Source organism: Micromonospora sp. NPDC005710, assembly GCF_040630995.1.
Lineage (GTDB): Bacteria > Actinomycetota > Actinomycetes > Mycobacteriales > Micromonosporaceae > Micromonospora.
Genome location: NZ_JBEXYP010000005.1, coordinates 17604 through 30926, shown reverse-complemented (window position 1 = coordinate 30926; position 13323 = coordinate 17604). Strand labels below are relative to the sequence as shown.

The 13323-nt window shown below is 69.8% G+C and carries 15 protein-coding genes; 3 read left to right on the top strand and 12 right to left on the bottom strand.

All coding sequences use genetic code 11. The annotated features are described in order from the left end of the window. The first annotated feature begins 86 nt into the window (after positions 1-86). Positions 87-1292 carry a DUF418 domain-containing protein gene (locus ABZ406_RS08520; RefSeq protein WP_357757399.1) on the top strand — a complete coding sequence of 402 codons (1206 nt, stop codon included), beginning with the start codon at positions 87-89 and terminating at the stop codon, positions 1290-1292. A gap of 105 nt (positions 1293-1397) precedes the next feature. On the opposite strand, the gene ABZ406_RS08515 is transcribed toward ABZ406_RS08520, so the two are convergent. The 3 genes from ABZ406_RS08515 to ABZ406_RS08505 form a co-directional block, all read right to left on the bottom strand. Beyond that, complete coding sequence (locus ABZ406_RS08515; RefSeq protein ID WP_357757396.1) at positions 1398-1844, bottom strand: GNAT family N-acetyltransferase; 447 nt, start codon at positions 1842-1844, stop codon at positions 1398-1400. A gap of 64 nt (positions 1845-1908) precedes the next feature. Further along, on the bottom strand, positions 1909-2757 hold the full coding sequence (locus ABZ406_RS08510) for a type II CAAX endopeptidase family protein (protein ID WP_357757393.1): 849 nt from the start codon (positions 2755-2757) through the stop codon (positions 1909-1911). 66 nt (positions 2758-2823) lie between these two features. After that, entirely contained in the window at positions 2824-3738 is a 915-nt protein-coding gene (locus ABZ406_RS08505; RefSeq protein ID WP_357757391.1) for an alpha/beta fold hydrolase, read from the bottom strand. A gap of 94 nt (positions 3739-3832) precedes the next feature. Between ABZ406_RS08505 and ABZ406_RS08500 the strand changes: the two genes are divergently transcribed. Further along, the gene (locus ABZ406_RS08500; RefSeq protein ID WP_357757388.1) at positions 3833-4402 is read left to right on the top strand and encodes a helix-turn-helix domain-containing protein; all 570 of its coding nucleotides are present in this window, start codon (positions 3833-3835) and stop codon (positions 4400-4402) included. A gap of 62 nt (positions 4403-4464) precedes the next feature. Here the strand turns inward: ABZ406_RS08500 and ABZ406_RS08495 are convergent, their stop codons facing one another. Next, on the bottom strand, positions 4465-5343 hold the full coding sequence (locus ABZ406_RS08495) for a helix-turn-helix transcriptional regulator (RefSeq protein ID WP_357757385.1): 879 nt from the start codon (positions 5341-5343) through the stop codon (positions 4465-4467). Positions 5344-5473: 130 nt separating this feature from the next. On the opposite strand from ABZ406_RS08495, the gene ABZ406_RS08490 reads away from it, so the two are divergent. Then, a complete protein-coding gene (locus ABZ406_RS08490; protein ID WP_357758161.1) occupies positions 5474-6517 on the top strand; it encodes an NAD(P)-dependent alcohol dehydrogenase in 1044 nt (347 codons plus the stop codon). Positions 6518-6607: 90 nt separating this feature from the next. On the opposite strand, the gene ptsP is transcribed toward ABZ406_RS08490, so the two are convergent. From ptsP to ABZ406_RS08450, 8 genes are read right to left on the bottom strand one after another with little or no spacing between them, the layout of a single operon-like run. Further along, positions 6608-8281 (bottom strand): phosphoenolpyruvate--protein phosphotransferase, encoded by a 1674-nt coding sequence (gene ptsP / locus ABZ406_RS08485; RefSeq protein ID WP_357757383.1) that lies wholly within the window; start codon positions 8279-8281, stop codon positions 6608-6610. Further along, the gene (locus ABZ406_RS08480) at positions 8274-8549 is read right to left on the bottom strand and encodes an HPr family phosphocarrier protein (protein WP_357757380.1); all 276 of its coding nucleotides are present in this window, start codon (positions 8547-8549) and stop codon (positions 8274-8276) included. Before ABZ406_RS08480 ends, ptsP begins: the two co-directional genes overlap by 8 nt. Positions 8550-8558: 9 nt before the next feature. Beyond that, positions 8559-9599, bottom strand: coding sequence for a zinc-dependent dehydrogenase (locus tag ABZ406_RS08475; protein WP_357757377.1), 1041 nt, complete (start codon positions 9597-9599; stop codon positions 8559-8561). Beyond that, a complete protein-coding gene (locus tag ABZ406_RS08470; protein ID WP_357757374.1) occupies positions 9596-10030 on the bottom strand; it encodes a PTS sugar transporter subunit IIA in 435 nt (144 codons plus the stop codon). The genes ABZ406_RS08475 and ABZ406_RS08470 overlap by 4 nt, the downstream gene beginning before the upstream one ends. Continuing rightward, positions 10023-10331 carry a PTS lactose transporter subunit IIB gene (locus tag ABZ406_RS08465; RefSeq protein WP_357757372.1) on the bottom strand — a complete coding sequence of 103 codons (309 nt, stop codon included), beginning with the start codon at positions 10329-10331 and terminating at the stop codon, positions 10023-10025. Before ABZ406_RS08465 ends, ABZ406_RS08470 begins: the two co-directional genes overlap by 8 nt. 4 nt (positions 10332-10335) lie before the next feature. Continuing rightward, a complete protein-coding gene (locus ABZ406_RS08460; protein WP_357757369.1) occupies positions 10336-11496 on the bottom strand; it encodes a PTS mannitol transporter subunit IICB in 1161 nt (386 codons plus the stop codon). Between the two features lie 60 nt (positions 11497-11556). Further along, positions 11557-12465 carry a 1-phosphofructokinase gene (gene pfkB / locus ABZ406_RS08455; RefSeq protein WP_357757366.1) on the bottom strand — a complete coding sequence of 303 codons (909 nt, stop codon included), beginning with the start codon at positions 12463-12465 and terminating at the stop codon, positions 11557-11559. Continuing rightward, entirely contained in the window at positions 12462-13223 is a 762-nt protein-coding gene (locus ABZ406_RS08450) for a DeoR/GlpR family DNA-binding transcription regulator (RefSeq protein ID WP_357757363.1), read from the bottom strand. The genes pfkB and ABZ406_RS08450 overlap by 4 nt, the downstream gene beginning before the upstream one ends. Positions 13224-13323 lie beyond the last annotated feature (100 nt).

Here is a 13323-nt window from a genome sequence, read left to right as displayed (position 1 = left end):
TCACCGGCTGTCACCCGGATCTGCCGCTTCGTAGGGTCGGAGGGAGCGATCGGATTCGCTTTTCTGTTGGTTACGGGGGTAGCCGCGTGACGTTCTCCATCGAGCAACCGCCAGTCGTCAACGAGGGATCGTCTGGGACGTCCCCCCGGATCGTCGATGTCGACGCGTTACGCGCCGTGGCGCTGCTCCTCATCCTGATCGTCAACATCGCCTTCTTCTCCTCCGGCTATTCCTTCCACCTGGTCCCGGATCCCACCTACGACTCGTGGGCCGACCAGGGGGTGCGGTGGCTGGTCGAGCTGCTCTTCACGATGAAGGCGTACCTGCTCTTCTCCTTCCTGTTCGGATACAGCTTCACGCTTCAGCTCGATTCCGCCGCACGGCGCGGCGTCGACGTCGCCCCACGGTTCCGGCGACGGCTGGCCGGGCTCTTCGTGCTCGGCATCCTGCACGCGGTGCTGCTGTTCCAGGGCGACATCCTGACCACGTACGCGTTGCTCGGTCTGGTCCTGCTCGCCATGCGGGAGGTCCGCGTGGGGACCGCGCTGCGGGTTGCCGTACTGCTGACCGGCGGGATCGGCTTCGTCCTCGCGCTCGCCGCCGTCGGGGGGGTCCAACTGGTCACCGATCCGGCGGCGGCACTGGCGGCGGGGCAGCAGTCCACCGAGGCGTTACAGGGTGGCATCGGCTCAGTGGTCACCGAGCACGTACGTCAGCTGCCGGCGATGTTCGGCACGCTACTCGTGCAGGGGCCGCTCGCTTTCTCGGCGTTCCTCTTCGGCTACGCGGCCGGGCGGCGCCGGCTGCTCACCGACGTCGTCGGGAACGGGCAGCTCCTGCGCCGGGTGCAGCAGCTGGGCTATCCGATCGGCCTGGCCGGAGCGGTCATCTTCGCCTCGGGCGGGGGCACCGCCAACCTGACCGGCCTCACGGTGGGCGTGCTCACCGCGCCGCTGCTCGCCGCCGCGTACGCCGCCACAGTGCTCCAGTTCTTCCAGACCGACCGGGGGCGGCGGGTCGTCGCCGTCCTCGCACCGGCCGGCCGGATGTCCCTGTCGAACTACCTGGGTCAGTCGCTGCTCTGCGTGCTGGTCTTCACGGGTGTCGGGATGGGTCTCGCCGGTGCCGTCGCGCCGCCGGTCGTCGTCCTCATCGCGGTCGCGGTCTACGGTGTGCAGCTCGCTGCCAGTGCGGCGTGGATGGCCCGGTTCCGGTACGGACCGTTGGAGTGGTTGTTGCGGGCCTGGACCGAGCAGCGGTGGCCGCGGCTGCGCGCCACCGACCCGTTCTGACGGCTCCCGCAGGACGATCGGACGTATCCGCCGGCGGTCTGTCGCAGCCGCAGGATGCCAGCGGACATGAGGGCGCACCGTCCACCGACTTCGGTGGCCACCTCGTCAGGGCAGATCGCGGCGCAGGATGTAGTTGAAGCCGAACTCTGTCTCCGTGGTGCGGACGTCGACGTAGCCGAGCCGATGGTAGAAGCCGTGCCCGGTGATGCTCGCCCCGGTCTCCATGTGGTCGTAGCCGTCGGTCGCCGCCAGCGACTCGATGTGGCGCATGAGCTGCCGTCCTATGCCGCGACCGGCGGCCCGTGGGTGCACGAACATGGTGTAGACCTTGTTGCCGTCGCGGGAGACGGTGCCGGCGATCCCGTCTGACTCCGCGACGAACATCTGTCGTTGGACGGCGAGTTCCTTGATGCGTTGTGCGGTGAAGTGGGCGCACATCCGCTCGATCACCTCGCTCGGATAGTCACGACTGTTGACGTCCCGTAGGCAGCGTTCGATGAGGCCTGCCACGGCCGCGGCATCGGCGTTGTCGAACAGTCTTATCGTCGCCATCGGTCCATCTTGCCTGCCGTCGGCGTGGGGACGCCTGGCAGCTGGACCCCGACGATCTGCCGGGTCATCGCAGACGAGCCAACTCGCGGTCCGACGCCGGTCGGTCCTGTCCACCGTCGCGTCGCGACGCGAGCAGCGCGGCCGCCACCACGACCTGTATCGCGAGGACGAGCGCCTGGGCGGCGGGTGCCTTGACGGTGAGCAGCGCGATGGTGGTGTTCACGCCGAAGTGGACCGCTACCGAGGCCGCGACCCCGGCGAGTTCGTAGGCGTAGCTGGTGAGCAGTGCCATCGGGAAGACGCTGAGCGTGAACAACAGGCCACTCCAGCTGACCAGGCCGAATTCGGACTGGAGTGTCCCGTTGATGAAGAACAGCGGCAGATGCCACACCGCCCAGGCGGCACCCAGCAGCAGACCGACCCGCAGGCGGCTCATCGAGGCGCGCAGGCGGGGGTAGGCTGTGCCACGCCAACCGGGCTCCTCGGCCAACGGACCGCCGATCAGCATGCCGATCAGGAACGGTACGGTTCCGCCCGCCGTCGCGATCAATTCGCGCCCCTCGGTCAGGCTCATCGCGGGGCCGCCCAGGAACTCCGCGAGCAGTGCCGCTGCCAGGACTGTCCCCGATGCCAGGACGAGCATGGGCAGCGCCCAGAACAGTCGTGGTCGCAGCCGAAGTCGCACCGTGTGGGCGGGGATCGGTTGGTGGCGGCGAGCGCGCTGAATCCGGACCACTATCGCGCCGATCGCCGGACCGAATCCACCGAGAAGGTACGGGACGACGGTGGGGGACGTCATCGCCGGTTCGTCGAGTGTGATCGCGAAGAGCCAGAAGGCAAAGGTCCATGCGAACGTGACGATCCAGAACGTGGTGAGACCGTGGTGTTGGCGAGCAGGGTTTGCGGTGGTCACGCCTTTTCCCTTCGCGGGGTTCGGAACAGAGGTTGTCGGGGGGGTCTGCCTGGGGTGGGTCGTCGGTTAGCTGAAACGAAGCGTGTCGGGCGTCCCATGCAGTCGATCGACGAGCCAGCCGGCCACCTGCGCGAGCAGGTCGTGGTCGACCGGCTCGCGGAGCAGGCGTCGGTAGGAGCGCACCGACGGACGGCCGTGGTCGCGACGCAGCACATGGGTGAGGTCGGGAATCCGGTGGACCGTGATGTCACCGGGAACCAGCCGACGAATCTCGTCCAGGTCCGCCGGGTCGACCTGGACGTCCTTGTCGCCGGTGATGGCCAGGACGGGAGCCTTGATGTTCGCCAGTTCCGGGCGCGGGTCGTGGTCGAGCAGTTCCCGCAGCCAACGGGCGTTGAGCGGCCTCCCGAGGACGCGCACCACGTCCGTGCTGGTTGCCTTGATCCGGGTGAGTTGCCGGTTGGCCAGGAATCGCAGCAGCGGCAGGAGCGGTCGTACGGGAGCGGGGAGATCGCGGGCGATCATTGCCGCCTGCCAGCGCAGGGCGTCCTCCCCAGGGCGGGCGAACCCGGCCAGCAGTACCACCGCCGCCACCTCCGGGAGTGCCCCGAGGGACATGGCGTGAACGGCACCCTCGCTGTGTCCGACCACGCCGACGGCGTCCGCACGGATGTCGGGTCGCACCGCGAGGGCGCGTAGCGCGGCGGCAGCGTCGTGCCGACCGGCGGTGAATCCGGTGCGGCGCCAATCGCCGCCCGTGGCGCCGACACCGCGCCGGTCGTATCGCAACGTGGCGATCCCGGCATGTGCCAGCCTCTTGGCCAGTGCTGGTCCGAGGTCCATCCGAAGACGCGCGGTGTTGGAATCGCGATCCAGTCGCCCGGAGCCGTGCAGCAGCAGGACGGCCGGATGCGGTCCGGGACCGACGGGCAGGGTCAGCGTGCCGACCAGGGACAGTCCGTCGTCTGCGATTGCCGTCATGTCGACATCGCGCATGTGTCATCTCCGATTATTCTCACCACCTGCGAACATTATCAGGCGCTGGGAACATTATCGTATGTGGGAAGATGGGTCGATGGCAACCTCGGACCTTCTCCTGCATCCCGTACGGATGCGCATCATGCAGACACTGTTCGACACCGACCCGCTGACCACCACGCAGCTCCGTGAGCGCCTACCCGACGTCCCCCCAGCGACGATGTACCGGCACATCGCCGTGTTGGCTGAGGCAGGCGTTCTGGAGGTGGTCGACGAGCGGCGAGTACGCGGCACTGTGGAGCGCAGCTACCGGATACGGCAGGACCAGGGCACGATCGACCCCGCCGCCCGGGCTGCGATGACCCTCGACGATCACCGACGCGCCTACACCACGTTCGTGACGTCCCTGCTCGGCGACTTCAACCGCTACCTCGGCCACGACCACGCCGACCCCCACCGGGACGGCGTGGTCTACCGGCAGGCCGCCGTCTGGCTGACCGACGAGGAGTTCGCCGCGATGGTCGCCGAGATCGAACACGCCGTCGTCAGCCGGACCGGCAACACCCGCGACAGCCGGACACGCCGGGTCGTCAGCCTCGTCGTCGTGCCGGACACACCGCCCACGCCACCTGGACCGGCCACAGCCACCCGACCATCGAGCGGGTAGCGCGGCGCACGCGCGGGCTTCTGCCTACCCGGCGGGCACGCACCAACCCCTGACGGTGGCCGTTACCGCTGTCGCACCGACTTGTTGCTGTCGGGCGCGGTGGCGGCCCAGGAGGCGAGAAGGGTCAACGCCTGGGCGGTCGGTGAGGCCGGCTCGGCGGCGTAGATGATCAGGGTGAGGTCCAGCTCGGCGCGCAGGTCCATGCTCTCGTACGCCAGGGTGAGATCGCCGACGACGTGGTGGTGGAACTTCTTGGTGCCGGTGCCGTGGGTACGCACGTTGTGGGCGCCCCAGCGGCGGCGGAAGTCGTCGCTGCGTGTGGACAGCTCGCCGACCAGGTCGTGGAGGCCCTTGTCGTGTGGGTCCTTGCCAGCCGCGGTGCGAAGGTTCGCGACGGTCATGTCCGCGGCGAGGTTCCAGTCGGGGTAGAAGCGGCGTGCGGCGCTGTCGAGGAAGGTGAACCGGCCGAAGTTGGGCGCGTTTGTCGGGTCGGTGTAGACGTCGCTGTACATGGCTCGGCCGAGGTGGTTGGCGGCGAGAAGGTCCTGCCGGTTGTTGATCAGGATCGCCGGGGTGGTGATGGCGTCGAGCGACCATTGCAGGCTGGGCCGGGCCGTCCACTGCTTTGGTCGGCGGTTCGGGCGGAGCAACGCGTTGCTGCCGTTCGCCTCCTGTGCGAGGCGGAGCAGGTGGGTCCGTTCGGCGTCGTCGAGTCGCAGCGCACGGGCGATCGCATCCAGCACGCTGGCGGACACGCCGGCCAGGTGACCGCGTTCGAGTTTGGCGTAGTACTCGACGCTCACCCCGGCCAACGTGGCGACTTCGCTGCGCCGTAGCCCCGGCACCCGGCGCTGCCCAACGGTCGGGATCCCAGCCTGCTCCGGAGTGAGCTTCGCCCGGCGGGTGGTGAGAAAATCGCGTACCTCGACTCGGTTGTCCACGACTTCGACGATACGGCGGGCGGCCGCGAGGTGGGATGTACTGCTGGTACACCCATTGACAGGGACTCGCAGCGCCGCCGCGGCTGTGGTGAGGTGCAGGTAGGTCAGCAACACGTCATCGGAGGACATCATTCTCACCGTCAACGCCATCGCCGCGCCTTCCGCCACCGAACCGCTCGTGCGTACGACGATCGAGCGGCGGGAGCTGGGCCCGCGCGATGTTCTCATCGAGATCCGCTACGCCGGTATCTGCCACTCCGACATCCACACCGTGCGCGGCGACTGGGGCAGTGTTCCCTACCCGCTCACCGTCGGCCACGAGATCGTCGGCCGGATCACCGAGATCGGTGCCGAGGTCACCCGCCACGCCGTCGGCGAACGTGCCGGTGTCGGCTGCATGGTCAACTCGTGTCGCGAGTGCGAGAACTGCCGCACCGGCAACGAGCAGTACTGCCTCAAGGGCAACACCCAGACGTACGCGGGCGTCGACCGGGACGGCACCGTCACCCAGGGCGGATACTCGACCCACATCGTCGTGGACGAGGACTTCGTGCTGCGGGTGCCGGAGAGCATCCCGTACGAGGCGGCCGCGCCGATGCTGTGCGCGGGCATCACCACGTACTCTCCGCTGGCGCACTGGAACGCCGGTCCCGGCAGGAAGGTCGCCGTGGTGGGCCTGGGAGGGCTGGGCCACATGGCCGTCAAGATCGCCGCAGCGATGGGCGCCGAGGTGACAGTCCTATCGCAGACGCTCGGCAAGAAGGACGACGGCCTGCGCTTCGGAGCCGAGCACTACTACGCCACCAAGGACCCGGCGACGTTCGAGGCGCTCAAGAACAGCTTCGATCTGATCATCAACACCGTCAGCGCACCGATCGACATGGCCAGCTACCTCGGTCTCCTGCGTCTGGACGGCACGCTTGTCAGCGTGGGCGCGCCTGCGGAGCCGCTGCCGGTGCCCGTCTTCGCGTTGTTCGGCAACCGGCGCTCGTTCGCCGGCTCCGGCATCGGCAGCATCGCCGAGACGCAGGAGATGCTGGACTTCTGCGCCGAACGCGGCATCGCCCCCGAGGTCGAGGTCATCGGCGCCGAGGCAGTCAACGACGCGTACGAGCGGGTGCTCGCATCGGACGTTCGATACCGGTTCGTCATCGACATCGACACCCTGCGCTGACCGTCCCTGTTGTGCGCCAGGGTCCGCCGGACGGCGGGCCCTGGCCGCAATCGGGCCCGCGCGGAGCCAGTCCGCGTGGCGCCCCGCAGCTCAGCGCACGGACAGGCCGTCGGCGTACCGGAGCTGACGCGACGCACCGGCCGCTGCGGCCCGGGCTGCCTCGGGGCTGGGGGCGGCCGCTGCCGCCTCGGCGATCTGTCGGCACTCGTCGAGTGTGTGCGCGGCCAGGGCCTCGCGCACCGCCGGGATGCTGCGGGGTGCCATGGACAGGCTGGTGATGCCGAGGCCGGCCAGCACCAGGGCGAAAGCGGGATCCGCCGCGGACTCGCCGCACACGCCGACTGGTTTGCCCGCCTCGACGCCGGCTGCCGCGCAGGAGGCGATGAGCGCGACCAGCGCGGGCTGCCACGGGTCGAGCAGGTCAGCGAGGTCACCGCACATGCGGTCGGCGGCGAACGTGTACTGGCTGAGGTCGTTGGTGCCGATGCTGAGGAAGTCCACGTGGGACAGCACCTGGCCGGCGCGCAGGGCTGCGGCCGGCACCTCGATCATCACGCCGGCGGTCGGCAGGCCGTGCTCGCGGCAGGACTCGGTGAACGCGGCCGCCTCGGCCGCGGTGGCGACCATCGGCGCCATCACCCACACGTCGGCATCCGCCGCGGCAGCCGCCGCCGCGATGGCGGCCAACTGCGTGGTGAGCACCGACGGTGTCTGCCGCGCGACCCGCAGGCCGCGGATGCCCAGGGCGGGGTTGGGTTCGTCGGCCAGACGCAGGAACGGCAGCGGCTTGTCGGCGCCGGCGTCGAGGGTACGTACGACGACCTTGCGGCCGGGCAGTGCGGCGAAGACGTCCGCGTACGCGGCGACCTGTTCTTCGTGCGACGGCGGGTCGGTGCGGTCGAGGTAGAGCAGCTCGGTGCGGAACAGGCCGACGCCTTCCACCTCGCCGGTGAGGTCGCGGGCGGAGCCGATGTTGGCCAGTAGCGCGATGGGATGGCCGTCCGCGGTCCGCCCGGGGCCCTGGGAGCGGGCGCGGCGTTCGATCTGCGCGAGCCGGTCGGTGTTGACTGTCGTCACGGTCTCGGCGGAGACGCCGGCCACCACGACACCGCTCCCGCCGTCGAGGCTCACCAACGCGCCGTCGGTCACGTCCAGGATGCCCGCGCAGCGGACCACGGCCGGGATACCGAGGGTCCGGGCCAGGATCGCGGTGTGGCTGGTCGGCCCGCCCTCGGCAGTGACCAGGCCCAGCACCAGGGCCGGTTCGAGGCCTGCGGTGTCGGCGGGTGCCAGGTCGCGGGCGATGAGCAGGTACGGGTGGCCGGGGTTCGGCACGCCCGGCATGGGCAGCCCCAGGCACGCGGCGACGAGCCGGTCGCGCAGGTCGTCGAGGTCGCTTGTCCGCTCGGCGAGGTAACCGCCAGCGGCTTCGAAGGCGGCCCGATGTACGGCGAGTACGTCGGTGATGGCGTGCGGCGCGTCCGCACCGTCGTCGATGGCGATGTCGGCCGCGTCGATGAGCGTCTCGTCCTGCGCCATCAGGACCTGTGCGCGCAGGACCTCGGCTGCGGTGGTGTCCCGGGTGGTGTCGGCGAGACGGGTCAGGTCGGCGGCGACGGCGAGGACAGCGTTCCGCACGGCGGCCTTCTCGGCTTCGGCGTCAACTGTGTGTGCCGGCGGGGGCAGGGCCGGAGGCGGGGCCAGCCGGTAGACCGGCCCCGCCGCGCCACCGGGGCTGGCTCCGATCCCCCGAAGTTCACGCATCGGCGGCGTCCAGATCACGTTCGAGGAGGTCGGCCAGAGTGTCGACGGCGTCCTGCGCGCCGTCGCCATCGGCCTCCAGGATGACCTCGGTGCCCTTCTTGGCGCCGAGCGACAACACGGCGAGCATGCTGCGGGCCGGCACTGGTGTGGTGTCGCCGGTGCGGATGGTGACACGCACCGGCTGCTTCGCCGCCTCGGCGACGAACAGCGCCGCCGGGCGGGCGTGCAGCCCGCTGGCGGAGCCGACAAGGACTGTTCTGCTGGGCAACGGATCCTCCTACGGTTCGATCGTCACCTTGATCGCTTCGCCGCGCGCGACGATGCCGAAGGCGTCGAGGGTGCGGTCGAGCGGCAGGCGGTGGGTGATGAGATCGGCGACCGGCACGGAGGCGTTGGCGATGAGTCGCAGCGCTTCCTTGTTGTGTTCGGGGCTGGAGCCGTTGGCGCCGACGATTGTCAGTTCGCGGTAGTGCACGAGGTTGGAGTCCAGAGAGATGACCGGTTTGTCCTTGGGCAGGCCGCCGAAGAAGCTGATCCGGCCCTGCCGCGCGGTCATCTGCACCGCTTGTTCCTGGGCGGCGCCGGCGGCGGTGGCGGTGATGACGACGTCGGCGCCGCGGCCCTCGGTGAGCTTGAGGACCGCGTCGACGACGTCGGTCTCGGCGCCGCAGATCGCCGCGTCGGGCTGGACCAGGTTGGCGGCCAGGTCGAGGCGTTCGCGGTTGAGGTCGACGAGGAACACCCGGGCCGCCCCGCGGGAGCGGGCCAGGCGGACGTGCAGGCAGCCGATCGGCCCGGAGCCCACGACGACCACGTCGTCGCCCTCCCCCACACCGGCGAGGTTCTGGCCGTTGAGGACGCAGGCGAGGGGTTCGGCGACGGACGCCTCGGCGAAGCTGAGTGCCTCGGGGATCCGGTTGAGCCCGTCGACGGCGAGGACGTTGTGCGGGACGACCAGGTATTCGGCGAACCCGCCGTCGAAGTGGTATCCCATCGACACCTGGTTGGGGCACACGGTCATCCGGCCGCGCCGGCACTCGGCGCACGTACCGCACGGGATGGCGGCGATGACCTGGACCCGGTCCCCCGGCTGCCAGCCGGTGACGTCGCCGCCGACGTCGACGATCTCGCCGGCGATCTCGTGGCCCATCACGCGCGGTGGGGCGATGTGGTGGTGGCCGAAGCGGGAGATCTTCACGTCGGTGCCGCAGGTGGAGCAGGCCCGGACGCGGATCTTCACCTCGGCGGGGCCGGGTGTGGGCTCGGGTGCGTCCTCGATGCGGACGTCACCGGGTGCGTGGAATCGGACGACCTTCACGAGGGCTTCCCTTCGAGGATGGTGATCACGTCATCGACGTTCGTCGACTCTCGGAGTCGCTGCGCCTGCTCCGGGTCCATCAGCACCGAGGCGAGTTGGGCGAGGATGTCGACGTGCCCGTCGCCGGCTGCGGCGATGGCGACGCACACCCGCACGTCGAAGCCGTCCCAGTCGACGCCGTCGGGGAAGCGCAGCACCGCGAGGGCGTCGCGCTTGACCGATTCCTTGCTGTTCAGCGTGCCGTGCGGGATGGCGACGCCCTCCCCGATGTAGGTGGAGACGCTCTGCTCGCGGGCGAACATCGCGTCCACGTACGCCGGGTCGACCGCGCCGACCTCGACGAGTACGGCGCCGCAGCGGCTTATCGCCTCGTCGCGCGATCCGGCCCGCTCGTCGAGCCGGATCGCGTCGCGGGCCAGCAGGTCAGCCACTCAGCTCACCACCGCGCTGCACTGCGTTGACGACCCTGGTGACAGCCGGGTCGCCGATGAACACCTGGATCGGCACGATCACCGTGTCGGGTGCACTGACCCGGGCCCGGGCGGCGAGGCCCTGGTGGCAGATGACCACGTCGGCGTCCGCCGGGATCGAGTTGACCGGTGTGTGCTCGACCGTCACCGCGTTCTTGGCGAGTTGCCGGCGAAGTTGGCTGGCCAGCATCACGCTGCTGCCCATGCCGGCATCGCAGGCGACGACGACCTTCTTGATGTCGGTGCCGTTGATTGTGGACATCTGTTCAGACCTCCTGCTTCGCCGACGTGTCGAGGGTCTCGTCGGGGTCGAGGACCCGTTCCTGCTCCGGGCGTACAACCGTCTCTTCGTCGGGGCCGACGGCGTCCGCGGCGGGCTCGCCGCGCCCGAAGCCGAGCAGGGCCGAGGCGACCGCGAAGGTGACGGCGGCGGCGATCACGACGCCGAGAATGACCCCGAAGTGGCCGCCCTTGGGGGTGACGGCGAGGTAGGCGAAGATGCTGCCCGGCGACGGGGTGGCGACCAGGCCGGCACCGGTGATCACGAAGGTGCCGACGCCTGCCGCGCCCCCGGCGATCATGGCGAGGATCAGCTTCGGCTTCATCAGCACGTACGGGAAGTAGATCTCGTGGATGCCGCCGAGGAACTGCACGATGATCGCGGCCGGGGCGCTGGGGCGCAAGGCGCGGGGGCCGAAGAGCAGGAAGGCGAGCAGCAGACCGAGGCCGGGGCCGGGGTTCGACTCGATCATGAACAGGATCGACTTGCCCTTGTCGGCGGCCTCGGCGATGCCCAGCGGGCCGAACACGCCGTGGTTGATGGCGTTGTTGAGGAAGAGCACCTTGGCGGGTTCGACCAGCACCGAGGTCAGCGGCAGAAGGTCCTTGCCGACGAGCCAGTCGACGCCCGAGCCGGCCTGCTTGGTGAGCCATTCGACGACGGGGCCGATGCCGTAGACACCGCCGATGGCCATCGCGGCACCGATGATGCCGGCGCTGAAGTTGTCGACGAGCATCTCGAAGCCGGGACGGATCCGATCTTCCACCAGGCCGTCGAACAGCTTGAGAAGGTAAGCCGTGAGCGGCCCGATGATCATCGCGCCGAGGATCATCGGCACATCGGCGCCGACGACGAGGCCCATGGTGGCCACCGCGCCCACGACGGCGCCGCGCTGGCCGTGAACCAGCCGACCGCCGGTGTAGCCGATGAGCACCGGAAGCAGGATGCTGATCATCGGGCCGACCAGTTCGGCCAGGGTCTTGTTGGGGATCCAGCCGGTCGGGATGAACAGTGCGGTGATCAGGCCCCAGGCGATGAACGCGCCGATGTTGGGCATGACCATCGCGGCCAGGTAGCCGCCGAGGCGTTGCACGGTGGGTCTGAGGCCCTGGCCCTTCACCTCTGGTGTGTAGGAAGAGGAGGTCACGGGGGTATCTCCTTCATCGAGGGGCGGTCCAGACGGCCGCAGGGGAAGAAGCTCGTCCGGCTAGGTGTGGATGGTGACGTCGTGGCGGAACAGGTCTGCGGGGCCGGGCATCCGGCTGCCGGGCAGGCTCACCGCGGCGGCGCCCCAGGCCAGGCCCTCGGCGAGGGCGGCGGCACCCTGGGCGCCGGCAGCGAGGAACCCGGCGAGCAGCGCGTCGCCGGCACCGACGCTGCTACGGGGCCGGGCAACCGGGCAGGTGCCGGTGTGGACTCCTTCGGCGTCGACGAGGACAGCGCCGTCTGCGCCGAGGCTGGCCACGACGGTGTCGGCTCCCCAGGCCCGCAGGCACTGGGCGGCGTCGACCACATCGTCGAGGTTCGTCAGCGGGGTGCCGACCACGTCGGCCAGTTCGTCGCGGTTGGGTTTGAGGAGGGTCGCCCCGGCCAGGGCGGCCTCGCGCAGGGCGGGACCGCTGGTGTCGACGGCGACCCTGACGCCGGCGGCGCGTAGCTTGCGGCACACCTGGGCGTAGGCGTCGGAGGGCAGGCCGGGCGGGACGCTGCCGCACAGCACCACCCAGTCGGCGCCGTTGGCGCGGGTGAGCACACCGTCGATCACCTCGTCGAACTCGGCGGCGTCCATGACCGGGCCGGGCTCGTTGATTTTGGTGACGGTGCCGTCGGGCTCGGCCAGGGTGATGTTGGAACGGGTCCTCCCGGAAATTGCCACGGCGAGGACCTCCACACCCTCGGCCTCGAGGAGGCGGATGAGCTGGTTGCCCTCGTCACCGCCGGATGGCAACACCGCCACCGACGGCACCCCGTTGGCCAGCAGGGCACGGGAGACGTTGACGCCCTTGCCGCCGGGGTCGAGGTGAGCGGTGGCAGCCCGGATGACCTCGCCCCGGGTGAGTGAGTCGACCTCCACGGCCCGGTCGAGGCTGGGGTTGAGGGTGACGGTGACGATCATGCGCGCACCACCCGGACGCCTGCGGACTCCAGGTCGCCGGTCAGGTCGGGGTCGGCACGGTTGTCGGTGACGAGCAGGTCGACGTCGGCCAGCTCAGCGAACCGGGCCAGATAGTCGTTGCCCAGCTTGGTGTGATCGGCGACCACCACAGTGCGGCGGGCCGCACGGACCATTGCCCGCTTCACCGCCGCCTCGGACGGGTCCGGGGTGGTCAGCCCACGTTCGACCGAGATGCCGTTGGTCCCGATGAACGCGACGTCGACGTAGAGATCCGCCAACGGTGACAGCGCCCAGTCGTCGACGGTCGCCAGCGTCTTCCCGCGAACCCGTCCACCCAGGAGCAGGACGTTGAGGTTGGCACAGGTGCCGAGGGTCGTGGCGATGACCGGCGAGTTGACGACGACGGTCAACTCGCGGTCGACCGGCAGCAGCTGGGCCAGCCGGGCTGTCGTGGTGCCGGCGTCGAGGATGATCGCGCCCTCCTCCGGCACCTCGCTCAGGGCGAGCTTGGCGATGCGCTCCTTCTCCTCGATGAGCACCGCATCACGCGCAGCCAGGGCGGGCTCGAACCCGAGCCGCTCGACCGGAATGGCTCCGCCATGGACCCGACGCAGCACCCCGGCCCGCTCCAGGATGGTGAGATCGCGGCGGATGGTCTCCGACGTCACGTTGAGACCGTCGGCCAAACCGGTCACCTCGACCCGGCCCACGTCCCGGGCGAGGCGGAGGATCTCCTGCTGTCGTTCTTCGGCGTACATGTTGTTTCACCGCCGTTTCGTTTTGCTTGGGTTTTGTTTACGCCCGACTTCAGGGCAAGTCAAGGGGCAAGCCACAGAAAGCCACACCGGCCGGCCCACA

Bases quoted from the DNA above. Each gene is read 5' to 3' on its own strand.
- ABZ406_RS08515 (WP_357757396.1), bottom strand. From the start codon at position 1,844: ATGGCGACGATAAGACTGTTCGACAACGCCGATGCCGCGGCCGTGGCA.
- ABZ406_RS08505 (WP_357757391.1), bottom strand. From the start codon at position 3,738: ATGACGGCAATCGCAGACGACGGACTGTCCCTGGTCGGCACGCTGACC.
- ABZ406_RS08500 (WP_357757388.1), top strand. From the start codon at position 3,833: ATGGCAACCTCGGACCTTCTCCTGCATCCCGTACGGATGCGCATCATG.
- ptsP (WP_357757383.1), bottom strand. From the start codon at position 8,281: ATGCGTGAACTTCGGGGGATCGGAGCCAGCCCCGGTGGCGCGGCGGGG.
- ABZ406_RS08465 (WP_357757372.1), bottom strand. From the start codon at position 10,331: ATGTCCACAATCAACGGCACCGACATCAAGAAGGTCGTCGTCGCCTGC.
- pfkB (WP_357757366.1), bottom strand. From the start codon at position 12,465: ATGATCGTCACCGTCACCCTCAACCCCAGCCTCGACCGGGCCGTGGAG.
- ABZ406_RS08450 (WP_357757363.1), bottom strand. From the start codon at position 13,223: ATGTACGCCGAAGAACGACAGCAGGAGATCCTCCGCCTCGCCCGGGAC.